This window comes from Dyadobacter sp. HNCC25DJ184 (assembly GCF_056895215.1).
This window is the reverse complement of record NZ_JBXHAQ010000008.1, coordinates 102,437-128,148: the sequence shown is the minus strand read 5'-3', so window position 1 is coordinate 128,148 and position 25,712 is coordinate 102,437. Positions and strand designations below refer to the sequence as shown.

At 43.9% G+C, this 25,712-nt stretch carries 12 protein-coding genes; 2 read left to right on the top strand and 10 right to left on the bottom strand.

From position 1 onward, the window contains the following. Nucleotides 1-475 precede the first annotated feature (475 nt). Entirely contained in the window at nucleotides 476-1,597 is a 1,122-nt protein-coding gene (locus AC1XUD_RS13915; protein WP_483361623.1) for an AI-2E family transporter, read from the top strand. Nucleotides 1,598-1,645: 48 nt separating this feature from the next. Here the strand turns inward: AC1XUD_RS13915 and AC1XUD_RS13910 are convergent, their stop codons facing one another. The 7 genes from AC1XUD_RS13910 to AC1XUD_RS13880 all read right to left on the bottom strand — a co-directional run bounded on the left by AC1XUD_RS13910 (nucleotide 1,646) and on the right by AC1XUD_RS13880 (nucleotide 15,135). Further along, entirely contained in the window at nucleotides 1,646-2,722 is a 1,077-nt protein-coding gene (locus AC1XUD_RS13910) for an endo-1,4-beta-xylanase (protein ID WP_483361622.1), read from the bottom strand. Between the two features lie 24 nt (nucleotides 2,723-2,746). Beyond that, nucleotides 2,747-4,669: an alpha/beta hydrolase-fold protein gene (locus AC1XUD_RS13905; protein WP_483361621.1), complete on the bottom strand. Its 1,923-nt coding sequence runs from the start codon at nucleotides 4,667-4,669 to the stop codon at nucleotides 2,747-2,749. 46 nt (nucleotides 4,670-4,715) lie between these two features. Further along, a complete protein-coding gene (locus tag AC1XUD_RS13900; protein ID WP_483361620.1) occupies nucleotides 4,716-5,804 on the bottom strand; it encodes a Gfo/Idh/MocA family protein in 1,089 nt (362 codons plus the stop codon). A 51-nt stretch (nucleotides 5,805-5,855) separates the two neighbouring features. Next, nucleotides 5,856-6,905: a glycoside hydrolase family 43 protein gene (locus AC1XUD_RS13895; protein ID WP_483361619.1), complete on the bottom strand. Its 1,050-nt coding sequence runs from the start codon at nucleotides 6,903-6,905 to the stop codon at nucleotides 5,856-5,858. Nucleotides 6,906-6,917: 12 nt separating this feature from the next. After that, nucleotides 6,918-10,337: a VCBS repeat-containing protein gene (locus AC1XUD_RS13890; protein ID WP_483361618.1), complete on the bottom strand. Its 3,420-nt coding sequence runs from the start codon at nucleotides 10,335-10,337 to the stop codon at nucleotides 6,918-6,920. An 83-nt stretch (nucleotides 10,338-10,420) separates the two neighbouring features. After that, complete coding sequence (locus AC1XUD_RS13885) at nucleotides 10,421-11,962, bottom strand: RagB/SusD family nutrient uptake outer membrane protein (RefSeq protein WP_483361617.1); 1,542 nt, start codon at nucleotides 11,960-11,962, stop codon at nucleotides 10,421-10,423. A gap of 29 nt (nucleotides 11,963-11,991) precedes the next feature. Then, nucleotides 11,992-15,135: a SusC/RagA family TonB-linked outer membrane protein gene (locus AC1XUD_RS13880; RefSeq protein ID WP_483361616.1), complete on the bottom strand. Its 3,144-nt coding sequence runs from the start codon at nucleotides 15,133-15,135 to the stop codon at nucleotides 11,992-11,994. Nucleotides 15,136-15,840: 705 nt separating this feature from the next. Between AC1XUD_RS13880 and AC1XUD_RS13875 the strand changes: the two genes are divergently transcribed. Further along, nucleotides 15,841-19,944 carry a hybrid sensor histidine kinase/response regulator transcription factor gene (locus AC1XUD_RS13875; RefSeq protein WP_483361615.1) on the top strand — a complete coding sequence of 1,368 codons (4,104 nt, stop codon included), beginning with the start codon at nucleotides 15,841-15,843 and terminating at the stop codon, nucleotides 19,942-19,944. Nucleotides 19,945-20,512: 568 nt separating this feature from the next. Here the strand turns inward: AC1XUD_RS13875 and AC1XUD_RS13870 are convergent. The 3 genes from AC1XUD_RS13870 to AC1XUD_RS13860 all read right to left on the bottom strand — a co-directional run bounded on the left by AC1XUD_RS13870 (nucleotide 20,513) and on the right by AC1XUD_RS13860 (nucleotide 25,549). After that, nucleotides 20,513-21,526 (bottom strand): chemotaxis protein CheB, encoded by a 1,014-nt coding sequence (locus AC1XUD_RS13870; RefSeq protein WP_483361614.1) that lies wholly within the window; start codon nucleotides 21,524-21,526, stop codon nucleotides 20,513-20,515. A gap of 1 nt (nucleotide 21,527) precedes the next feature. Beyond that, complete coding sequence (locus AC1XUD_RS13865; RefSeq protein ID WP_483361613.1) at nucleotides 21,528-24,704, bottom strand: chemotaxis protein CheB; 3,177 nt, start codon at nucleotides 24,702-24,704, stop codon at nucleotides 21,528-21,530. A 329-nt stretch (nucleotides 24,705-25,033) separates the two neighbouring features. Continuing rightward, nucleotides 25,034-25,549, bottom strand: coding sequence for a hypothetical protein (locus AC1XUD_RS13860; RefSeq protein ID WP_483361612.1), 516 nt, complete (start codon nucleotides 25,547-25,549; stop codon nucleotides 25,034-25,036). Nucleotides 25,550-25,712 lie beyond the last annotated feature (163 nt).

Sequence of the window (25,712 nt, the reverse complement as noted above, 5' to 3'; positions counted from 1 at the left end):
TTTCATTTATTAAGCGGTTTTACTAAGCTCATTTTGTCACCTGACGCTTATCTGGAGAGTGTAGCAGGATCTTGAAACGATCAAGAAGGACGATGTGTAGCGCGTCATTGAAAAGCTAAATTTCATAGTTGGTTCACATCAGGTTTTTACAGGGCAACTATTAAAATCAAACAGGATACTGAGTTAGCCAATAATTATCAATAATATGCTGAAATATCCGCGTTATCCAATAATTTCAAAGTGCACAAGTAACAGCGTGGAATTGACTCCATTCCCTTATTCGTATCTGATAAAACGCTGGAGGCCTTCTCCACCCGATGGGTTGGCTGAGATGTTGCCGATCAGCCTGGTCGCAAATTTTGAGGTTTATTTTGCCCGGCATTATTTTAGTGCACGAGCTCACTTTTACAAAACCGTACTTTTTTATCCGGTGCGATAATCAATACAATTTAAATTCAACGGAAATATAATCAATATGGTAATCTCTCCTCCTTTTTACACGCGGCTTGCTCAGGTGCTGGTTAGCATCATATGCATCTTTTACATTGCAATTATAGGCCAGACGCTTTTGGCCCCATTGATTTTTGCATTCCTGTTTTCGCTTTTACTTCTCCCCCTTGCAGGATTTCTTGAAATTCGGCTTCGTTTCCCCAGAGCATTATCCTCCATAGTTTCTCTGCTGACTCTGATCGGTGCAATAGCCGGAATATTTACTCTTCTTGGCTCACAGCTTACGGCACTAGCCCAGGATTGGCCGGCATTCAGGCAGCAGGTTCTCGACACGACAGTTGATCTTCAAAAATGGATCGAGGTAACTTTTCACATGGATAGTCAGGAGCAGATGAGTTATATCAACGATTCAGCATCAAAGGCAGTCAACAACGGAACTACTATTTTAGGTCACACGATCCTTTCGGTTTCGTCAGTTTTGTTGTTTCTGCTATTTACTTTCCTGTATACATTTTTCTTACTCTTGCACCGACGCTTGCTGCTGCGCTTTATCATTTCAGTGTTTGACCAGGAGCATAGTGTAATTGTGTACGATATCGTAAGCCAGATTCAATACATTGTAAAAAAGTATGTTTTTGGATTGTTTTTACAAATGCTGTTGGTAACCGGGCTTTCCTGTATGGCATTTTGGTTGCTCGGTGTTAAATACGGACTATTGCTTGGACTTATCACCGGAATACTAAACCTGATCCCTTATATCGGCATTCTTACAGCCCTGCTGCTGGCCTGTCTGATCACATTTGCAACGGCGGGGACAAGTCAGTTAATTTTCGTTGTAATAGCCATAGTTGCCCTACACCTGGTCGACAGCAATTACATCATGCCTAAAATCGTTGGCTCCAAGGTCAAGATCAATACACTTATTGCCTTGATCGGTCTGGTACTTGGTGAGATGATCTGGGGAATTACCGGAATGTTCTTATCCATTCCGGTAATTGCTATTTTCAAGGTTATTTTTGACCGTGTGAACGGTCTTAATCCGTGGGGGATTTTGTTGGGAGAAGATGACAGTGACCCCGTATCAAAATCTGCGATCCAGGAGGTTATCGACGATGAGAATAGTCAGGGGAACATTGTAAGCCCATAAATATGGTGGGCTTATTTGTAAGATAGTTGTCCATTACTTGCCCGCCCTTTATTTAAAATCGACGACACCTTGAAAAGCCTTTTTTGGGTTATTGTCCTGGTCAAACAAAAGCGGATAATCCTTTCGGTTGGGTACCGGAAAATTATCCAGCCAACTGTATTTATCTGACACATTCCAAAAAGTGACACCCGTGACAACGTCTTTATGTTTCCTGAATATCTCAAAAAGCATTTTGTACTGGGCGGCCTGTTTTTCTTGCATTTCTGCGGTCAGCTCGCCGTTATCCGTTGGCTTTTTTTCGCGTCGTTCATGTTCTTTCGGATGCACCGAGACATCGAGTTCGGTGATCTGTACCGCCAGTCCCAGACTTGCAAATTGAGTAATAGATTTTTCCAACTCGGCTGCCGTAGGTTCATATATAGACCAATGGCCCTGTAAACCAACTCCATGTACAGGCACATTTTTCTCTTTCAATTTTTTTAACAAAAGAAAGATCTTCTCTCTTTTCGCAGTGCTCTCGGTATTATAGTCATTATAAAACAATTTGGCCGTCGGATCGGCGGCATGAGCATATTCAAATGCTTTTTCGATATAATCTTCCCCAATGATCTCGTAAAATTTGGATCGGCGATATATGCTGGTACCCGTGTCTGGTACTGCTTCATTGACTACATCCCATGCATATATCTTACCCTTGTACCGGCCCACCACATCGCTAATATGCTCTTTAAGTCGGCCGAGAAGCACTTCACGGCTTACCTGATTTCCAACGGAGTCTGTAAAAAACCACTTCGGCGTCTGATTATGCCAGCAAAGGGTATGCCCGCGTACTTTCATCCCGTTTTGCAATGCAAAAGCTACGATCTCGTCCGGCCCCTGCCAGGCGTACCGATTTGGTTCAGGATGGATCGGACCCATCTTCATCGCGTTTTCAGGAGTGAGGCTATTAAACTGCTGAATGATCAGCGCGGTCTCAGGACCTTTCAAACTCCTGGGCGATACGGCTACTCCAATAGGAAAATACCCATTATAGGCCTCTTTCAGGGACTTTTGAGATTGCCCCCAAACTTGATCCGACAGGATTACGACGCAGATAAGAAGCCCCAGGTTGGCTAATATTTTCATACAGGAAATGTATTGATTGTAAATTTATTTAAACAAAAGCTGCGAAAAACCGAACAGATCATGCCTCCACACAGGCCAGGTATGGCCGCCAGGATATTCGCTATATTTATATCTGATACCAAGCTCGTCATACTTCGAAAGCATGATTTTGCAGTTTTGATATGCAATGTCTTCCTGTCCACCCATTGAGATCCAGAACTGTTTCAAATTAGAATTGATAGTGGCTGCGTTAGTTTTGATAAAATCATAATGCGGCCCTGAAAGTGTTGGATTGTTGGCAAACCATCCGGAACTGAACACACCCAGATAAGAGAACATGTTACTATTTTTTACCCCTGCATATAACGTCTGCAACCCACCCATTGATAGCCCCGCCAATGCGCGCCCGGCAGCGTTGGTTTCTACACGATAGTTGGTTTCTATAAATGGCAGAGCTCCGAGTTTCAGCTCATTTTCAAACATTTTCAATGCGTTCTCATTAAAGCCTGCAATACCCCCAGTACCTCCCATATTACCATCCAGCATGACCACCAGCATCGGCTTCGCCTTCCCTTCTGCAATCAGGTTATCCAGTATCATGTCCGTTTTCCCCTGGGTTGCCCAGCCACGCTGATCCTCACCTCCTCCGTGCAGCAGATAAAGCACCGGATATTTCTCGCCGGATTTTTCATAACCGGGCGGCGTGTACACGTACATTTCCCGCCATCCCCTACTTGCCTCCGATAAATACCGCTTAATACTGATTTGTCCGTGAGGCACATCCTTCATCGCATAATAGCCACCTTCACGATAAGGTATCTCGATACCGCTTGCCATGCGCCCCATTCCATAGAATGATTCACTCGCCGGGTCGGCCAGCGCCACGCCATCGATTAATAGTGAATAGTAGTGGAATCCTTTGCCGACAGAATCTGTAGTAACTGACCAGAGTCCGGAAGTATCTTTTACCATATCGTACTTTTTCCCAAGATCAATTTGTACTTTTTGAGCGTTGGGTGCCTTCACGCGGAACACCACGCGATTGTCCGGCAATATCTGCGGATATTTGGCAGACCGCACATTTGTAGCGGCGGGAGTTCCGAGGATAGTATATTTAGACAAAGAGGATATATCGACTGGTTTGAACAAAAACTGAGAAAACATATACAGTCCGTTTTTCCAAACTTTGAAATCGTGGACGCCCGGTTCTACATAATAAACATGGGGTACACTGTTTTCGAAAAGATAATCATGAGTTCGCTTGCTGAAAGAAATCAGCCTGTCGTCATCACCACATGACAGCCAGAGTAATTTTAATTTCTGTTTTGCTTCCGCAGGATTTGGGATCAGCTCCTCAGGTTTTTTGGTATTTGGAGCAGAAGAAAACCCGCCAACCCACGCAAACTTGTCAAGATTGCCTAACCCGAAGTTGAGCGACTGCCCACCTCCCATCGACAATCCGGCGATTGCACGGTGTTCGCGGTCCGTCAATACAGCATATTTTTTTTCAACGAACGGAATCAGGTCGGTTAGTAAATCCTGTTCGAAAGTTGCGAAAGCTGCGACTTTATCGGGGGCCATTATATTGCCTGTTGCACGATCGTCTTTCATGGCTCTTCCATTCGGCAAGACCACAATCATAGGTTCGATTTTCTTCTCCGCGTAGAGGTTGTCCAGGATTAGCTGCGGGTTCCCACCATTAAGCCATTCTTTCTCATCTCCGCCAATGCCGTGCAGCAGATATAAAACCGGGTACTTTTTCTTTTTTGAATAACCGGGAGGAGTGTAAATAACTGCTTTTCTTGGATTGCCCACTGTCTTGGATTGATATTCGACCGTGTCAATTTTTCCGGCAGCATTTCCTTCTCGCCTGGCGTCAAACCCCTTTGGCATTTGCATCAACGATTCTTGCGCAAGTGACGCGAATGTGAATAATAGCATGCCTGCTATAAGCGATATAGATCGCATAGGATAAATATTTTAAAATTGATGATTAAAGTGAATGAGTAACAAATTAGATTTCAACCATTTTGCCCGAGGCCACCGATTTGTAGATCGCTTCCACAACACGGATATCACGAAGACCCTCTTCCCCGGGTGCTATCAGGTCTGTATTGGTGAGAAGTGCAGTGCAATCCTCGTCCATTTGTTTTGCCTGCTGACTTTTAATCGGGAAATTAATAATCGTCCCATCCGACATGCTGCCCTTATTGCCGTTATATCCGGATTGGGGTTCTAATTTCGCCCATCCCTTTTCATAATTGACTTGTAAATGATTCATATTGATGCCGAAGCTTGTCTGGCAAGCCGCGCGTGCTCCGCTCGGAAAGTCCAGCATAAACATCATCGTTTCCTCCACTTCCTTGTATATCTCCGGTCTCGTTGTGGAAGCCTGCGCAATTACGCTAATCGGCTCTTCACCTGTGGCAAGACGAGCCCCCTGCAGTGCATAAACGCCCATATCACCCATGACTCCTCCTCCAAGTGCTTTCTTCTGCTTCCAGTGATCGGTACGCGCATCGAAATATCCTGCTGCACTGTTCACCATTTTAACTTTACCAAACTTCTGCTCTTTCGCAATCTTCATTATTGCCTGAATATTCGGATCATGCTGGCAACGGTATCCTATGGCAAGCTTCACCTTATTGCTCTTACAAGCACTGATCATCGCCTCGCAGTCAGCAACTGAGGGTGCCATGGGTTTTTCACAGAACACATGTTTGCCCGCTTTTGCTGCTCGTACGACGAACTCCCGGTGCATTGACGGCGGCAGGACAACATAAACAATATCTATATCCGGATTGTCTGCGATCTTGTCGAAATTCTGATAGTTGTAGATATTCTTGTCCGGAATATTATATTTGGCCTTCCAGGCTTCGGCTTTCGCAGGTGTACCCGTCACGATGCCCGCCAGGTAACATTTCTCCGTTAACTGGAGCGCAGGCGCCAGCAGATCCGTGCTGTAATATCCCAGTCCCACCAAAGCGATTCCAAGCTTTTCCTTGTTGGGGCCTGTTGATGCCAATAATGTATTTCCAGAAAATAAAGTAGCCACTCCTGCCAGCGTCAAGGTGGAGATAAAATCACGCCTTTCGATTTGCATTGTAATGTTTGGTAAGGTTACACATGAAGAATTTATTTGATATTTAGTTAGTCAGGGATTAATCGTTTTTATATTTCCCTCGGCGTCTCTCAGCAGTTCTCTCACTTTGACTGTACGAAGATGTGTTTTACCTGAGAGTTCTGAGTCATGGTAGAATATATACCATTTCCCTTTTATTTCGACGATTGAATGGTGAGTGGTCCATCCTTCCACCGGGTTCATAATCACGCCCTTATAAGTAAAAGGCCCATAAGGAGAAGGACTTTCGGCGTAGCAAAGTAGATGGGTATCACCCGTTGAATATGAGAAGTAATACTTTCCATTGAACTTATGCATCCAGGCTCCCTCGAAAAAACGTCGTTTCGTATCTGATGCCAGCAAAGGTTTTCCATGCTCGTCAAGTATCTGAACATCATGCAACGGTTCTGCAAACGACAACATATCCCCACTCATCAATGCAACCTTGGCGTTCAACGCAGGCTCATTCTCATGACCTTTCCCAAGATCGGTCATCAACGTTTTATCATAAGTTCCCGAATGCCACCGCTGAAGCTGACCGCCCCATATACCTCCAAAATACATATAAGACTTGCCGTCTGTATCCGTAAATACGGCAGGATCGATACTAAAACTTCCCGGAATGGGCTTGGCTTCCGCCTTGAAAGGTCCCGTCGGCGACTTACTGGTTGCGACGCCTATCCGGAAAACCCCCTCTTTATCTTTTGCAGGAAAGTAGAGAAAGTACTTGTCGTTTTTAAAGGCAGCATCCGGTGCCCACATTTGTCGTTCCGCCCAGGGAACGTCCTTTACATCTAGTGCCACTCCGTGATCGGTTACTTTCCCTCCGATCTTATCCATTGAATAGACATGGTAATCCCTCATCTGAAAATGTCCCCCTTCATCGTCCTGCGGCACATCAGCTTCCACGTCATGGGAAGGATAAATGTATATCTTTCCATTGAAGACATGAGCCGAAGGGTCAGCAGTATATATATCTGATACCAATGGCTTTGGCTTTGTGGTTGACGTTTGTGCTGTCAAATCTTCCAGACTGCAGCAAAAAATTGTCAGGACTAATGCTAATTTGTACTTGTAAGTCATTGATAATGATAGTTATTTCTGTTTGATATTATTTAATCTATTGATTTGGATTGACCCGGTATTAATGGCAGTAAGAAGCCATTTCTGTTGGTCAGGCCTATTAATAAATACACTTCTACGTGCATCACCGCGGATCATCAATCCACTTTCCGAGTTCCGCACTGACGTAAAATTTCCCTTTCCATTTCCCAAGAGCAAGAGTCCGTTGGACGCATCCTGCCTGCCCATGTTTACTTCATTCGGATAAAAATTACCGGTGAGGATTACATCCTGATGCCCGTCAGAATTGATGTCATCAGTCACGATCCCGAAAACGGGAGACTTCTGAGCCTCGATTGGCAGTGCATGGATTTTGAAGTTCTTGTTGCCCATATTTTCAATATACGCACTTTCCAGATAAGTCACCTCGGCACTGTATGCGCCTTTAGTTTCTTCGGGAGTAAGTAAGTCATCGAAAGTTACTTTGGCATAGTCGGCGTAATGCGGAAATTTGCGGCGGAACTGGATTACCTGCTGATTCAAGGCATCCCGAGGAATGCTGGGGTACCGTTTACCTTTGATAAAATAGCCCATCAAAGGGTCGAAAGTGCCGTCACCGTTGAAATCTTTCGCCACAATTTTGATCGGTTCCTTTTCCGAGGCGCGGTAAAATGTATTTAGTCCTTCATTTCCTGCAATGAAATCGATATCGCCGTCGTGATCAAAATCACCGGCGGCTAAGGAATTCCACCAACCAGTAAACTGGCCCAGCCCGTTTGGAGCGGTCGGGGATTGCAATGATTTACCTTTTTTGTTTTCGAAAATCCTGATGGGCATCCATTCTCCAGCAAGTAGGAGATCCTCATACCCATCCTTATCGATATCAGCCCACAAAGCCGAACAAACCATGCCTACGTCGAGTAATGACGGGCAGTATTCCGACGTCACATTTGTGAACTGAGGAGTTCCGCCTTTCGAATCATTTCTGAGCAGATAACTGCTGGCCGGCAAGGGATATTTTCCCGGGATACTACGTCCGCCAATGAATACATCCAAATCTCCGTCTTTGTCAAAATCATTGACAGCAATGCAGGAACTGCTCAAAGCAAGCTCTGGCAACGCCGTCAACGGGGCTGGCGTAAAGCTACCAGTGCCATTATTTAAATACAGTTGTATTTTGTAAAATGATTTATCTGTCGCGGGAAGCTCATTGCTCCCGTTGGTGATCAGCAAGTCCTGATCGCCGTCGTTGTCTGCATCTATAAACGCGGCTGCCGTGTTTTCATGCAAGGAATCTCTCGTTACTATTCTCTTTTCGAAGTACCCGCCAGCCTTTTGGATAAAAATCGTCGGGTTACCTCCCTGATAACTGCTACCGGCAAAAATGTCTTCCAAACCATCCCCATTCACGTCACCCGTTGCAATCGGAAAGCCACTTTTAGAAAGCATTTTATGCATTGCAGCCGTTTGCTTGAAATCGACAAAGTTTCCTTCCTTATGATTAAAATCAAGATTTGCCTGCGTGGATATATCTGTAAAATAGGCCGGTAAGGATTTCATATCAGCTTTTTTAGAATCTGATGCGTCTTTCTGCTTCAAAACAAGATGCCTATTTGCCTTGATTCTGTAAATTTTTTGAGCCTTACCTCCCGGCCAGACAACTTCCAGACTATCAATCTGATTTTTTTTCCCGATGCCAAAATGAAGTACAGGATCTACAGACGATTGAAATCCTCGCACAACGCTTAACTCTGCATATTGAACCTCTTCACCCGCCCATATCGTCACTTTGCTGCCTATTCCGGCGAGGTTACCTTTAACTCCCTCCGCCTTGATACTCAGAAAGTTTGAGCCTCCCCTTTCCCGGCTTTTGTTCTGATAAATAAACGCCTCTGAATCAATATTGTTAACCACCAAATCCAAGTCCCCATCTCCATCCAGATCCGCGTAGGCCGCTCCGTTCGAATAAGATAGCTGGTCAAGTCCCCATTCATTGGAGCTATTCAAAAACGAAAGATTACCGGAATTTTTGTAGGCATAGTTGGCAATCTGTACCTCAGGTACCTTTTCGATTAGCTCCAGGGCATTTTGTTGCTTGAAATTATTGGTGCCAAAACTTGAAAAGTCCTCCTTGAACTGGATAAAATCGCGGTCTGTCACGTCACGGCGATACCCATTGGTAATAAACACATCTTTCAGTCCGTCGTTATCAAAATCAGCGATAAGAGGTGCCCAGCTCCAATCAGTTTTCGCAATGCCCGCCATTAACCCGATTTCACTGAACCTCGGTAGCCCGTTTTGCCCCTCTTCGGTTGACGGTCCGAGGTTGAGCTGCAGCATATTCCGCATGTACTGAAGCTGATAGGCATACTGTTCAGAAATACTCATCTCCTTGCGATCATAGTCCTGCCCGGCGAGCATCTTTTTCTGACGGAAATTATCTTCCGGGAGCATATCTAATTGGAAAATATCCGGATAAGTATCATTGTTAATATCGGCAACATCCAGACCCATGCCGTATAAACTTGTATGGGCGGTCGCTTCGCGAATTACATTCTTAAATCCAGGTGCACCGGTACCATTATTCAGGTAAAGAATGTCGCTGCTAATGAAGTCATTGGAACAATATATATCAGGATAACCGTCTTTATTTAAATCACTTATTGCCAGTCCAAGACCAAGTCCTTCGTACCTGACCCCGGCTTCTTTGGAAATATTAGTGAAGACTGGAATTCCATTTCCTCCAGTTCCCTCGTTGCGGTATAGCCTACCGGTACTGGGATAAGAGCCATCATTATAAGTCTTTCGGAGGTAATTGGGATTCTGTAGATCGGGCGCTGAGTTCATCATAAAAGCGTCCAGATCGCCGTCCAGATCCGCGTCGAAAAAAGCAGTTTGTACTGTAAAAGAAGGGTCGTTCAAACCATACTCTTTCCCCATTTCGCGAAAACTCGGCAATTTATTCTCTCCTAACCCCTGATTTACAAAAAGCAAATTCTCACTTGCAGAAGGATCGATTGAAGCCATTTTCACATGCTTGGCGACGCTTATATAAATATCAAGCAGGCCATCCTGATTGATATCCACCATCGAAATACCAGTGCACCAGCGGCTTGTTTTCACACCCGCCGATTCGGTAATGTCTTCAAATGCCCATTTTCCTGAAAGTGTATCAATTTTACTAAGATATAGTCGGGAGCTTACCTGATTTCCGCCAAAAAAGATATCCGGTTTTCCGTCATTATTAACGTCACCAATCCCGACGCCGCCACCATTATAGAAGTTGGTAAAAGTGAATGGGTTGATAGAGTCATTGGGTGTTAAATTATTGGAAAAAGAAATTCCGGTTTCGTCAGCAGTGTGAGAGACGAACAGGGTTTCTTCTGTTTTTTTGCAGGAAAAACAAAGCGTAACAATGATGAAGATACAGACTGGAAGTAAAAATATACGCATAAGGAAAAACACATGCCCGATTACAAACCATCAGCAACAGTTAGGATGTTGCTGATGGTTAAATTAAGAAGAAAAACGCTGATCTAATAGCCAGGATTTTGGTCGGCAGGCTCAATTTTGGCATTGTTGTCCACTTCTTGTTGCGGAATTGGTAACAATTCATGTTTGTTAGCCTGGAAATAGGTGATTGGTTCCACCTTCAATTTATCCAGCTCCCTCCATCTCAAAAGGTCTCGGTTCCGGATTTGTTCTCCGTTTTGCTCCACACGTCTTTCATGAACGATCGCCGTGAATACCTGATCTTTGGTTGAAACCGGATAATTAGCGGTTGGATATGCTGGCATGCTTACGCTTTTTCGTGCGCGGATCATGTTAAGGTATTTAACTGCTTCGGCAATATTCCCAGCCTCATTTTCCACTTCGGCCAGCGACAGAATAGTTTCTGCAAACCGCATAATCCGCTGATTGATAGCTCCTGTTAAAAATGATTCGTTCATTTTGTACATGAGCGAATATTTTTGCCAGCTCACTTTCTGTGTAACGCCATCCACCACCGACGAATTGCCATTCTGCTGTCCGTCGGTGAGGGTATTGGCACCCTTGTTGTATTTTTCGCCTGTAAAATAAAAAGAGTCGTCGTAACGCGGGTCCGTCTTGGCATCGCCTTTCGACGTTTTTTCAAATTCCGCCAAAAGGGAATTCGAAGGGATCAGGTTACGCCAGCCGATGGCCGAATATTCTTGTGTACGCACCGTCTCTGTACCGGCTGTGGCGCCGTTGCCATCTCCATCCCAATTATAAACTCCGCCCGAAGGAAAGAAATTTACCTCGAAAATGGATTCATTGTTAAACTCCGTTTCTTCCAGGAAGTTATCGTTGTAATTATCGACCAATGAATATACTCCCGAATTGTAGACCTTCAAAAGTTCCGTTTTCGCGTTAGCATAATCTCCTTTCTGCAGATAAACCCGTGCAAGCAGCATTTGGGCAGCGCCTTTGGTCGCACGCCCCTGGTTTGCGGCATCGTAAGTAGCCGGTAAATCAGCCTGAATTTCCGTCAATTCGGAGATCAGATAAGCGTAAACTTCTTCGACCGGAGACCTTGGCAAACTTCCGTCTACTGTCAACACATAATTTTTGTAGAGTGGTACAGCACCCCAAAGACTCACCAGCTCATAGTAAGAATAAGCCCTTAAAAAACGTGCTTCTCCAAGCAGCCTTTTCTTGTCTGCATCCGCCAGATCAGTCACTTTCTCAGAGTTATCTACCACCGCATTGGCTCTGTGGATCATCCGGTAGTAGGCAAGCCATATGGTTCCCAATACTGAGTTTCCGGTGTCGTGCGTACCCAGCAGCAACTGGTTTCGCGGTGTTTCCAGCTGTCCGCCGCCCGCCGAAACGTCATCGCCACGCAGATCATGGAGGAAAAACCATTCCCTTGCAACCAGATTATTGGATTTAAACATGGAATATACGCTCGTCACTCCACTGGTAAGCTCAGAACCATTTTTGTAGTAGCCGTCCACGGTTACCCCATTCGGGTTCGTCTTTTCAAGGATATCATCGTTGCAGGCAAATACTATCCCCAACAGTAAGGCGTAAATAATGATTAGTTTCTTTTTCATTTCAGTTCCTTTTATAAAATTTTTCAATGTCAAAACCCTACACTCAAACCCACTTGGAGGGTTCTTGGCTGTGGATACATTCCGTAATCAATTCCATTGATAAGCTGAGTTGCAGTGTCCGTAGAAGAGCCGTTAACCCCAACTTCCGGATCCAGTCCTGAATACTTTGTGAAAGTCAGAAGGTTAGTCGCAGAAACGTAGATACGAGCCTTGGTAATGAACTGTTTCGTCAGCGAGGATAACATTTTAGTAGGTACGTTGTAGCCGATGCTGAGGTTTTTAACACGCATATATGATCCGTTTTCGACAAATCTGTCACTCGAACGGCTATTGTTGTTCGGGTCTCCGCTAATGGCTCTTGGCACGTCAGTATCAGTATTCGTGGGAGTCCAAGCATTTAGCACGTCAGTTCCGGCATTGAACAATCGAAGCATACCCTGCTCGATCACTTTGGTCCCGTTGTAGATCTTGTTGCCCTGAACTCCCTGGAGATACAATGTGAAGTCGAAGTTTTTGAAACTGCCTCCAAAATTGGCACCATAGCTGAATTTAGGTATAAAACTACCGTTATAAGCTCTGTCGGAAGCATCAATTTTACCATCCCCGTTCAAGTCCTTGAAACGAATATCTCCCGGTGCAGCCTGATCCTGATATTTGGTCTTGTCATCGCCATCAAGTGCGTTGGCCGCGTTAATTTCGTCCTGGCTTTGAAAGATTCCGTCCACCTGCCATCCATAGAAAGATTGTATTGGGTGCCCTGCTTCGGTTTTAGTAATATCAAACCCACCAAAGTCAGCATTGGATCCGGAGAAAAGGCTTGCGCTCGGAGTAGCAAGACTCAATACTTTGTTTCTGGTAATATCCAGATTGACAGAAGTGTTCCACTTGAAGTCGCCATCATTTTTACTATACCCTAACTGAAATTCATATCCCCAGTTTTTCATACTGCCGATGTTGGATAAAGGCGAACTTGAGTAACCTACAGAATTGGGGATCGGTACCTGGAGCAATAATCCGTCAGTATTTCTCTGATATGTTTCCGCTGTAAAAGTTACACTATTATTAAATAAAGCAAGGTCAATCCCGAGATTCGTCATTGTAGTGCTTTCCCATTTAAGTTCAGTGTTGGCGAGGGAGCTGAAATAAGATCCAAGTACTTTATTACCTCCAAAAACATAGTTACTATTATCTGCAGAAACAAGTGCCTGCCATGCGTAGCTTCCAATTCCGTTAAACCCGGTTTGGCCATAGCTTGCGCGGATCTTAAGTTCAGATATCTGCGGAACCGATTTCAGGAATTCCTCTTCGCTGATGCGCCATCCCACTGAAAGTGAAGGGAAAGTCCCCCATTTATTTCCCGGTGCAAAACGTGACGAACCGTCGCGCCGTATAGAACCGCTTAACAGGTATTTCCCAGCATATTCATAGTTCAAACGTCCCACATAGGAAATTAATGAGCTTTCATCCAACGAGCTTGTAGCAGTTGGATTGGAAACGCCCTGTAATTCATTGATATCGTTGTTTGGTCTGTATCCTGAACCGTTCAGCGTATTAGCCCGGAAATTTTGCTTGTCCAAAATTGCGGTAACGTTTAGCAGGTGTTTACCAAAAGTCTTCTCAAAAGTGAGCTGATTGGTAATAACAGGCGAGAAGTAGTTGGTTCGGCTGTCTCTGATCTCATATTGCGTGCGAGATTTGAAACCATCGTTATAAATAGGAAACTGATTGGTCGTAATTGCTGACACAACATCTGCTCCGAAACTAAAACGGTATTTAAGAAAGCTGGCAATTTTTACCTCCGCAAAAATGGAACCCAGCAATTTCAAACGTTGATTGCGGGTGACGTCCATGAGGGCAATTCGAACGGGGTTGTCGGGGTCACTTCCATCAGCTGCTGTAGGAGAGCTGTATCCACCCAGCTTTGTAGGATCCGTAACCGGCCAGTAAGGAAGGTTCCTGATCATTTGCATTACAGCGGTTCGGCCTCCCCCAAAACCTTGCTCACCACGGGATTTATCGTAAGATATGGTCAAGGTTTGACCGATACTCAGAAATTTGGCAACCTGATGATCCGAGTTAAGGCGAACATTCGCACGCTTGTAGTTTGTACCAATCAAAATCCCCTCCTGATCAAAATAACCAACTGATGTAAAAAAGCGGGATATGCTATTTCCCCCTGAAACAGACAACTGGTGTTGCTGAATCGGTGCACTACGGAACATTACGTCCTGCCAGTTGGTGTGCGTCTGGGCAAAAGTTTGAGTAGCACCCTGATATACAGGCTGGTTCAATTCCGAGAGTCTGCCCGGCATTGCTATACCGGCATTTCCGAGCAATGCGGTAGCATATTGGATATATTGGTCAGTATTCAGCACATCCAGCTTCTTCCATGCAGCCTGGGTTCCGAAATAAGTATCCAGATTAACATGCAATTTGCCGTCTTTCGATCCTTTTTTTGTCGTAATGATAATCACACCATTTGAAGCTCTTGATCCGTAAATGGCTGCCGAGCTCGCATCCTTTAGCACTTCCAAAGATTCAATATCCTTTGGATCCAGGTTGTTCAAATCGCCCGCGGGAATTCCGTCAATAACATAAAGCGGACCGGAGGCGTAGTTGATAGATCCGATACCTCTGATGCGAACCACAGGTGTTTGTCCCGGGCTACCGTTATTGACCACCCTCACCCCTGGCACACGCCCCTGCAATGCTTGTTCTGCGCTGATCACGGGCAATGCAGTCAGCTCTTTGGATGATACGGAAGAAACCGCGCCGGTAAGCGAGGATTTCTTTTGAGTACCATATCCAATCACAACTATTTCTTCCAATGCCTGTTCATCGGCAAGCAGGCGAATGTCGATCCGAGTTTTGGATCCGACTGGTACCTCCTGCATTTTATACCCTATGAAGCTAAAAACCAGCACACTGCTCTCGGAAGGCACACTCACAGAGTACTCTCCTTTTGTGTCCGTGATTGTTCCTATACTACTTCCTTTCAGCGTAACATTTACACCCGGCAGGCCCTCACCATTGTCGCTCGTTACTTTGCCGGAAATTTGCTGGTCGGCAACTTTGCCTCCATAAACCAACTGCACCATGAGCAGCAGCAAGAATATAGTCCCGCTTATGAAATTTACCCGTAGAAGGGGAAAGATTTGTAATCGATTCTTCATACACATTAGTTTTAATTCTTGAAATGAAATCTGTTGAACAACATAAAATGCCCCTTCCGGAGCAATCAAGCCAAGCACATTCAAAAAGCCCTTTGGAATATCTCTGAACTGAATTGACCATGCCTGATCACTACTGCAATGCCCTCCTGTGCATCAGGTTTTCTAAGGATGTAAATCAACCTGCAGATCATATGGTGTCAGATAAAAAATTTAAGTAAGATAAATGATTATGAATTTTCGGATATTTATTAAAACATTATGATCAGGAAATTCAGGTCAGATTTTCCCGCAAACTTTTAGTGTCAATTTGACAATACTTAAAAACGGCGTATTTTTCTGATGTTTGTGTCATTATAATTATAGGTTAAGAACAGCAATTTTATTTGAGCACCAGCAAGTGATACAAAACTGAGCTTTGATATAGGAGCGACAACTTTCCCAGTTATTGTTCAATTAATTGTTATCAAAATTAAATCAAGGTTGCCGAAATCTGTGAGCAGTTTTGTTCATTTTACCGCTACTATTGTTCAATTTCGATAGAAAAATGGCGAATTCGGTGACAAATTTGCATTATTAAGATTTTTTGTCGTCAGGAATGAGGATTTCTAAGGATGACATGTGGTCATTCCGAGGTCGTTTTTCCCGACAGTAAAATTTGTATTCAGTAGTGATACAGAATGGTTTTTTGATCAACTTTTCAAACCAATGCGCTTTAAAATTCTTCCCATGTTCCGGATTGTATGCTTAACTGTGATCGTCAGTGGAGTGTCACTTATTTGTAAAGCGCAACCGGCGCAACCCAGGTTTACTTCTTTGAGTTCGATGGACGGCCTATCTTCGAATACTGTGACGGCTATTTTAAAAGATAAACTGGGTCTGATGTGGTTCGCAACTGATGATGGTTTAAACAGGTTTGATGGCACAGATGTCTTGGTTTATCGCCATAATAAAAAGGATCCGGCCTCGCTGAGTTCCAATGACGTGTCTAGTTTACATCAGGATAAAGCTGGGCGGATCTGGGTTGGGACCATCGTAGGCGGACTGCAGCTTTATGATAGACGAAAAGACTCGTTTGTAAACATACTCTCTCAAAGCAGCGTAACAAGTATAGATAGTGACGCTTCGGGAAAACTCTGGGTCGGGACTACCACCGGCCTTGTTACAGTAGACCCGATAACTTATAAAGTCAGCACCTTTTTTTCAGGATCCAACATTTCTGATCAAATCTCCAAAGGATTAATACTAAGTGTAGCAATCGACAAAAAGCAGCGGATCTGGATTGGTACCAGCGAAGGACTTTTCAACTTCGATCGCTCTGTTCAGAGTGGTGGACATATTAATTATTTACAACCTCTTCCCGAAGACGTCGTTTCGCGTGCAGTGAAGTCAATCACCGAAGACCATAGAGGGAACCTTTGGATCGGTACCTTTGGCGGCTTATTCGAGCTAAATCAAAATGGCCAGATAATAAGAAGGTTCCGGTATGAATCGGGCAATAAAAACTCTCTTAGTAGCAATATGATTTTCGCGGTCAAACAAGATAGCGAACGTTACATCTGGATAGGCACAGATGCTGGTCTGAATATATTAGATACAGAAAATGGCACCTTTACCCGTTATGGCCCAGATCCGAGAACACAATTCAGTCTAAGCAACAAATCCGTTCGCTGTATACTAATTGATGATCAAGGTGTTTGCTGGCTGGGAACCTACAAAGGCGGCGTTAATAAATATGATAAAAATATGGCCATATTCGGATTAAAGAGATCCGAAGTAAACGACCCATATGGCCTTAGTGCACCATTTGTTACGTCATTTGCCCAAACCGAATCAGGCCAGATATTTGTGGGGACAGACGGCGGTGGTCTGAATTTGTATGACCGTCACTCGAATCTCTTTAAGAAATTTCCAATTAACCCAAAAAACAAGAATGCCTCTTCCGGCCTGGCAATACTGACTTTAGAATTAGCTTCAAGCCACGACCTTTGGATAGGTACCTTTCAGGACGGGCTTTTTCATTTAAATCCCAAAACAGGTGCCTATACTCAATATACGCGAGAAAAAGACCCGCAGAGCCTCAATAACAATGATATCTTCGCTTTAGAAAAAGACAGAGCTGGCAAGATATGGGTAGGAACCAACGGAGGAGGTGTGCATACATTCGATCCGGTGACGAAACGCTTTCGACGATATTTCGGTCTTGATGCGCAGCTTCCCAACCAGGAAATTCCCCTGAATGGATATATCAGGGATATCGTTCAAGACAGGAACGGAAAGATGTGGATAGCTTCGCACGGAAGCGGCATCGCGGTTTTCGATCCCCTCACTAATAAATCGCTTCTTTTAAATAAGGAGACGAGTGATCTTCCAAGCAATGTTGTGTATTCCATCCTGGAAGATACGAAGGGCAATATTTGGGTTGGCACAGCAGGAGAAGGGATGGCACTTTACGACCCGCGCGTTAAAAGATTTATTCCATTTGGTGAAAAAGAAGGCCTGGCAAGCAACGTGGTGAATAAAATTCTTGAAGACGCCCAAGGGCGTATATGGGTAAGCACCAACCAAGGTATCAGCTCTTTCGATCCCAAAAACAAGAAGTTTACCAATTATACGTCTTACAATGGTATTCAGAATAAAACCTTTGTACTAGGTTCGGGCTTACGCGCTTCCGATCACACGCTGTTCTTCGGTGGCATAGCCGGATTTAATATTATCGATACCCGGAGCCTCCCCACCAGCAAAAGTATTCCACCTATTATTTTAAAAGATCTCCGGGTAGGTAATCGCAGTATCATGCCAGCAGATTCAGGTTTTATCGATGCAGATATTTCCATTGCAAAGAAAATCAACCTTGATTATAAACAAAATTTCTCATTGGGCTACGCTGCCCTTGATTATGCAAATCCTAAACAGGTGCATTACCGGCATCGGCTTCTCGGAATGCAATCAGCATGGAATGAAACCGGACTGAATAATTTTGCAAGTTATACCAATCTCAGTCCGGGCGAGTACCTCTTTGAAGTTCAGGCAAGTAATGATGGTATCCACTGGAGCCCTCAGACAACCTCTATTGCTATCAATGTAAAGCCCCCGTTCTATCTTACCATTTACGCATATATATTCTACCTGCTAACACCATTTGTGATCGTATATATCATGAGACGCCGTGGAATTCAAAAGCTTCGGAAGCAGTTCAGAGAGCAGCAAGAGCGTGCGGAGATCGAACAAGCTCAGGAATTCGACCGGTTAAAAATCAAGTTTCTTACTAATTTAAGTCATGAGTTCAGAACACCTATATCGTTGATCCTGGCTCCGGTCGAGAACCTGCTGGTGAAGACCAAATCGACCGAATTACATCCTCCCGTGATTGCAATAAAACGAAATGCAAAGCGCTTGCTGAATCTTGTAGACCAGTTACTTGATTTCAGAAATATGCAGCAACAGGAAGTTAAACTGGATCTGACCCGTAAGGATATTATTTCGTTTATTAGAGACACATGCGATCAGTTCAACGACCTTTCAATCCGAAAAGCGGTTGACTTCAAAATTGAGAGCGATCTGACAATGCTCATCATGGAATTTGATGCGGACAAATTGGAACGGATTCTATTCAATCTGCTGTCTAATGCTTTCAAATTCACTGAAAAGGGAGGAAATGTAGCATTGAAAATCAGTCTGCAAACTGCTTCGGAAGATAAAAACTGGCTTCGCATAGAAATTGCCGACACTGGCATTGGAATTCCTGAAGATAAAATCGACAAGATCTTTGATCGGTTCTTCCAAAACGATACCAATCCTGCCGTACTCAATCAAGGAAGTGGCATAGGCCTGTCGATTGTCCGGGAATTCGTTCAACTGCACCATGGCACAATATCGGTTAAAAGCAAGTTTGGTTCTGGAAGTATCTTTGTCGTTGAGCTTCCTGTTAATGCTGATTCCCAGCAGCTTTCGGAGACGATACCGACCAATCCATATCCTGACAAGGATACAGTCGGAGTGGAAACAAACGGTAGTTGGCAGGAGAAATCAAACACAGAGACTCGATCCAATGTTCTGATCATAGAAGACAACGAGGAGTTCAAACATTATCTTAAAGAAAGCCTTATGCCCTTCTACAATGTTATCGAAGCCAGTAATGGAAGGGAAGGTTGGCAGAAAACGCTGAGCCATCACCCGGAACTGATCGTAAGTGATATTGCAATGCCCGAAATGGACGGTATTTCTTTAAGTCAGAAAATTAAGTCAGACAAACGGACAAAACATATTCCGATTATACTTCTCACAGCTTCCACAGGAGAGCAGCAGCAACTGGAAGGGCTGAATTCCGGGGCAAATGATTACCTGACAAAACCATTCAACTTTGATATTCTTAATGCGAAAATCAATAATCTGATATTGTTAAACCGACTTCTGAAAGGCGTCTATTCCAGGCATTTCAAAGTCTCGGGAATGGAGCCGCAGATTGAATCCAGCCAGGAAAAATTACTAAAGGATATGTTATCTTATATCGAAGAAAACCTTCATTCATCGCAACTTAGTGTGGAAAATCTAAGTAAACAGGTCGGTATGAGCCGGGGAACGCTATATAGCAAAGTACTCGAAATGAGCGGTCAAACGCCCATTGAATTTATCCGCTCCATCAAACTAGAGAAAGCTGCCCTATTATTAGAAAACAGTGATTTGACTATTTCGCAAATTTCATACATGACCGGCTTTACCGCTCCTAATTATTTTGCAAAGTCATTTAAGGCCAAGTTTAATATGCTGCCGAACGAATACATTTCTAAAAAACGAAGGCTTCATTCCTAAATGCCCTTCTGACTGGCTGCTTTTTTCGCAGATACCACCACCGTAGCATATCCAATTGTCGCCATTTGAAGGAGATAATTATCGACTAACACCTATGTAGTGTCTCGCCCATCTTTGCTAAAGGTATCTTAGAGTACTAAGTCATGAAATATATTTATGGGAGTTAAACAGGTTATATACAACATCCCGCAAATCACTGGAATGGGATCTGTTTACCTTTCAGTTTATTAAAAGTCAATTCTGGATCATTTTTTTCTTAGGCCTGATTGCAGCTTGGGTCGGGCGATTCATCTTCGTGAATTTGGTCCGATTAACCCGGCAATCAATAAGGTTTCAATTTTCTTATTAACCACATTGCGTATGAAATCTGCCTTTATATTGCTTTGACAACTTGCCACCTTATTTCAGCGCAAAGCTCCGTATGGTGTTGATTTTGTTCTTCAAAAACGTTTTAATCATTCCGTTTACGTTAGTTTCCAGACCCTATTTATATTATGGATCACATATTGTCTACCTATTTCCAAATCAGCCATTTAGAGATCAATTAACACTGAGCCAGTTGCAAAAATCAATAAGCAGTAGCAGTTTCATGGCTTTGTAAATCAGCGAGAATGATCTTTAGCGTATCAATATGTCGCTGCATTTCATCCTTTTTTTCAAGATAATCGGTTGACATAGAGCTATAACCCTTTTGGGCATAATCGACTTCAAGTTTTCGCAGGAGGTGTTTACGTTCTTCCATCATCCTGAGCGCTACCCATAACGTCGAGCTCGCTGTTTCCGCCTGCTTGACTACCAAATCCTGTTCGGTATACGCATGACCAATGTGGCACCGATAGCGATTGATTATATCCCCCTTCACCGCCCACAGATTTCCGCCACAGTCAGGACAGGCGAATACACTTTTATCCGCAATTTGCTCAACAGCATCGATACCTACTGCCGTCTTTTCAGCGATCTGCGATTCGAGTACTACTTGCTCTGGCGCCTGAACCTTTAAACTGCGTTCACGGCTTGTCAATTCTGTTAACAGCTTTCCTATCGAACCCAGCTCACTCACATAATCCACATCCATATTGTTGATCACCGATAGAGGCATGTCCGGGTATTCGGCCTGGTTTGGATCCTGTACTATGCAAGCTCCGCCACTTCTTTTAATGGCCCACATGCCCGATGTTCCGTCGTCAAGCATCCCACTTAATATGATCCCGATTGCACAAGATGTATACGCTACCGCAGCCGAACGGAACAGCACATCAATAGACGGCCTGAAACGGTTCTCCTGCGGACCTGATCCGAGCAAAATCCTTCCATCCTTCACAAGTAAATGCTGGTTTGGAGGAGCAACATAAATATGCGCCGCTTCGATCAGCGAACCATTGCTGGCGATACTGCACGGCATGGAAGTTACCTTGCCGAGCCGGTGGACCACGAAGTCACCAATCCCTTTACGAGATAGGTGGAGCACAATCATGAAGCCAGCGTCCAGTCCCACGGGAAGTGTCTGAACCAACTCTGCCAGCGCATTAAGTCCGCCCGCCGACGCCCCAATTACCACGATAAACTTCGGTTGACCAGCCATGTTATTTATTTAAATATATCGTAAACTTACTTCCGGCACCCAGCTCACTTTCCACTATAATCCTGCCACCGGCGGCGTTGACTATTTTACTGGCCAGATACAGCCCGATCCCATACCCGTCTCCGTCTGTGTGCAACCTAGTATATTTATCAAAAACGGCATCCTGGTGACGTTTATCCATCCCTATTCCATTGTCCTCAACAGAAAGAATGATTTGATTACTTTCCGCCATTATCCGAACAATGATGACCGGAGGCTTCTCGGATCTGTACTTAATACCGTTAGCGATAAGGTTATATAATATACTGCGCAGGTTCTTTTTAGAAAATACAACTTGTTTCACCCGCACGTCCCTTTTAATTAAAGCTCCGCTGGATCTGATCCGCTCAGTCAAGCTCCAATCAATGTTATCCAGAAGCTCATCCATATCAACTGGCTCTGTTTCCAGGGCATTATTTTCAATTTTAGCTACCTCTGCAATCTCACTGATCAGTGAGCGGAATTTTTTTACCGAAGCGCTTACTATCGGAAGAACTTCTCTGATCTCGCTATCACTGGTGTTAATAGAAGTCATCAGCGAAATACTCCCCTCGATGGTATTTAACGGATCGAGCAAATCGTGCGAGGCGGTATGGACGAAATTATCCAGATCTTGATTGATACGCATCAATGCTTCATTTTTCTTATCAAGTTGGTGCTGGATAGTTTTAAGCTCGGTGATGTCGTTGAATGTAATGATGGCCCCGGAGGTTTTGTTATTGACTTGCTTGATATAAGGCATCGTCATAACCTGAAACCACCTGCCTTCTTTTGTCTCAATTTCTTTGGTGATCACTGCATCGCCGGCTAGCACCACACCGACATCTTCGATTATTGTCTCCACTTTAAAATTTGTCGAGATATTGGCCAAAGGCCTCCCGACATCCGTTTCAAGGAGGTTAATCAATTTAGCCGCACCCGGAGAAAATTTGATCAGGCGCAGCTGGTCATCCAAAAACAGTTGCCCGTTAATGTTACTCCGGAAGTAATTATTGAGATCATCGTTAAGCTCGGCAAGTTCTTTGTTTTTGAGCTGATAGTCAGAGTTGATGGTATGCAGCTCTTCATTGATGGATTGCATTTCTTCACTGGTGCTCTGCATTTCCTCGTTGGCGGAAAGCAACTCTTCATTAAAAGACTGCATATTTTCTTCCTGGGAATATAACTTCTCATTCGAAGCGATACGCTCTTCTTTCAAGTCCCGCACTTCCTGTTCAAGGCTCTGTGTATATTGGTCAAAATACATTTCCTCATTAAAAACCAACTTTTCACCCCCTGAAGTCTCGGTTGGAGTTTCTTCGCTGATTCGGACAACCAGGAAACCATTGCTGCGACCTTTGTATATCATCGGGCTTATAGATAATGTCACCCTGACGATTTTGTCTTCTTGTTTTATGTTAATGCCTGTGACCGTAGCCACTTTGTCATTATCCACAACATTATTGATAATCGCATTGTAAGCAATTGCCAGAGGACCTGGGAGTAACTCTGTAAAATCGGCAGGCATGATTTTCTGCAGCAGGAATTTGCTGGTATCTCCGTAGAGTTTCAGTATTTTTTCATTTTGATCAATGCAGATCACCAGCTGGCCCAGGTCTTTCATGACTGTCTCATTGACAGCATCGCCCACGGTTCGATCCGGCAACTTGAATATTTGATCTTTTGAATATGTTGCGTCGGCTGGCTTCTTATAAGATACTTCCGGCAACGAAAATGACTCAAAGCGTACCGGGCGGTTGGTTCCCTGGTTTTTGTAGACTTTAAATTTTTTACTGATCACATTCAGGCTCTGCATAATCGGAAGCGGGTTTTCGCTCGACCCCAAAAAAAGATAGCCGTCTGCTCTAAGGCCGAAAAGCAGCATCAGGTAGATTTTCTTTTGCAGGGCTGGTGCCATATAGATCAACACATTGCGGCAGCTTATAAAATGCATGTTACAATACGGTGGATTTTTGACCAGGTCGTGCTGGGCGAAAATGACCATTTTTCGAAGTGCCTGTGTAACTCTGTAATCCTCTCCGGCCACTTGAAAAAAACTTTTAAGTCGTTGTTCTGATAAGTTGGCCAGGACATTAGCCTTGTAAAGACCTTTACTAGCCTGGGTCAGCGCCGCACTATCAATGTCTGTTGCAAAGATTTTTACTGGATGGTCTTTTATCCTATCCCCCAGCCGTTCACTGACAAGCATGGCCATCGAGTAGGCTTCTTCTCCTGTGGCGCATCCGGTAACCCACATCCTTATTTCCTCTTGCGGTGTCAGCGCGGCGATGATAGCGGGTATTACGTGGCTTTCCAGGAAAGCAAAAGACTCGGTATCCCGAAAAAAACCGGTCACACTGATCAAAAAATCCTTTGCTAAAATTTCTAACTCGCCTGGATTGGCTTTGACAAAATGAATGTAGCTCCCCAGCTCACCAAGGTTATTGGCGGCCACCCTTCTTTTTATCCTTCTTAAAATGGTTGACTGTTTGTATTCAGCAAAATCAAGGGGCAACTCTTTACTGATAAGGCCGATAATCTCTCCTACATATTGCTCATCATGGATATTGGCGGCTAATAAATCCAGTTCACGTTTTATGTAATCATCAATCACTACGGGCATTGCATCGGGCTCCAAAATAAAATCTACCATCCCGGTTAATATCAGGTTGGCAGGCATACTATGAAATTCCGTACCGTCAGGCTCTCTGGCAATCACGAGGCCGCCGGCTTTTTTGATAGCCTTGGCACCATCCGTTCCGTCAGATCCAAGTCCCGAAAGTACAATACCGATGGCTTTCGGGCCATATTCAGCTGCCAGCGAGTTGAAGAAAATATTGATCGTCAAATGCGGGCCATGATCCTCTCTCTTATCTGTTAAATACAAACTCTGACCTCTGACGGTCATTACTTTATTATTGGGAATGATGTAAACCTGATTTGCCCGAATAGTCATCCCATCTTCGGCCTGCTGCACTGTAAGCTTGCTATGACTGGACAGCAGTGAGACCATATGGCTTTTAAATTCTGCCGACAGATGTTGAACGATGATATAGGATACGCCATCCGATGCACTTTGATCGAAAAACGTAGTGAGGTCATCAAGGCCGCCAGCCGACGCGCCAATTGCAATGACATGGTGCGGTTCCGTAGTAAACATGACGTCTTATTGAAAGGGTGGAAAGTTCGCAAAGTAGCACTAAATTTCTACCAACTTTAATTTATAAATATTAAAGTGCCATATCTGCAAAGATTGGCTGTTCGATGGCCCAGACGTAGTACAGGTAAATAAGATTAAAATTGCCTAGAGCCTGTGATGATTGGACAAGTTCAGAAGCTAATAATGGGGTATTTTATCCATACTTATTTATCCCACATCGTCATGTATTATGGCCTCCGCGCGAGGTATAACTAACGAAACCTAATTGATCCTTTTGATCTAGGGCACTAAATAATTCCGCTGCTTAATGTGTAGTTGTAAAAGTAACTTTAATCCAGTTTAGCATACCCATCATTTCCTAAAATATCTTTGCCATTGTTTTTTTTGAATACATCTATAATGGCGTTCAATTCGATTATATTTTTTGGATCGACACTAATAATTATTCCACCTTCAAGAATTGGCAGCGAGCCAGCTTGCTTTTCATCCATTACGTTTGATCCGTCCTGCAATCTATTCGACCTACCGGACGCCTGTTCTGATAATTGTGCGGATTGAGTGTTTTGATTACTGTGTTTTTTGACTCTCAACCAGGAAAGAAATTTATCGGCGTACGATCTCAAAAAATTTTGATAAGTGGGTGATGGTTCCTGCACTTGAACTGAATTCTCAGCATCCGGCCTCTGAAATTTATTTAAAGTTTCATCGGACATTAGCATTGAAATCTCTTCATCAGTATGACCAAGATAAATTAAATAATCATGGGTTTTTTTTGCGTCTTCTTTTGAAAAAAAGACTGCGGAAACAGTTCCGATCGGAAGTGCAGAAAAAGAAGAATTCTCCATTTTATAACATTTGATATATCTTAATTGACCCGTTAAAATTTTGCTGTTCGGCCCACCCGAAATCGTATCATAGATTTTAACTTTATATTCCGACGATATTGCACTCACAGGTCTTCAGTTATTATTTTGACTACCACTTTTTATGGCCAGTACGGCTTCCCTT

Bases quoted from the DNA above. Each gene is read 5' to 3' on its own strand.
- AC1XUD_RS13890 (WP_483361618.1), bottom strand. From the start codon at position 10,337: ATGCGTATATTTTTACTTCCAGTCTGTATCTTCATCATTGTTACGCTT.
- AC1XUD_RS13870 (WP_483361614.1), bottom strand. From the start codon at position 21,526: ATGGCTGGTCAACCGAAGTTTATCGTGGTAATTGGGGCGTCGGCGGGC.
- AC1XUD_RS13900 (WP_483361620.1), bottom strand. From the start codon at position 5,804: ATGCAAATCGAAAGGCGTGATTTTATCTCCACCTTGACGCTGGCAGGA.
- AC1XUD_RS13910 (WP_483361622.1), bottom strand. From the start codon at position 2,722: ATGAAAATATTAGCCAACCTGGGGCTTCTTATCTGCGTCGTAATCCTG.
- AC1XUD_RS13865 (WP_483361613.1), bottom strand. From the start codon at position 24,704: ATGTTTACTACGGAACCGCACCATGTCATTGCAATTGGCGCGTCGGCT.
- AC1XUD_RS13885 (WP_483361617.1), bottom strand. From the start codon at position 11,962: ATGAAAAAGAAACTAATCATTATTTACGCCTTACTGTTGGGGATAGTA.
- AC1XUD_RS13880 (WP_483361616.1), bottom strand. From the start codon at position 15,135: ATGAAGAATCGATTACAAATCTTTCCCCTTCTACGGGTAAATTTCATA.
- AC1XUD_RS13905 (WP_483361621.1), bottom strand. From the start codon at position 4,669: ATGCGATCTATATCGCTTATAGCAGGCATGCTATTATTCACATTCGCG.
- AC1XUD_RS13915 (WP_483361623.1), top strand. From the start codon at position 476: ATGGTAATCTCTCCTCCTTTTTACACGCGGCTTGCTCAGGTGCTGGTT.
- AC1XUD_RS13875 (WP_483361615.1), top strand. From the start codon at position 15,841: ATGCGCTTTAAAATTCTTCCCATGTTCCGGATTGTATGCTTAACTGTG.
- AC1XUD_RS13860 (WP_483361612.1), bottom strand. From the start codon at position 25,549: ATGGAGAATTCTTCTTTTTCTGCACTTCCGATCGGAACTGTTTCCGCA.
- AC1XUD_RS13895 (WP_483361619.1), bottom strand. From the start codon at position 6,905: ATGACTTACAAGTACAAATTAGCATTAGTCCTGACAATTTTTTGCTGC.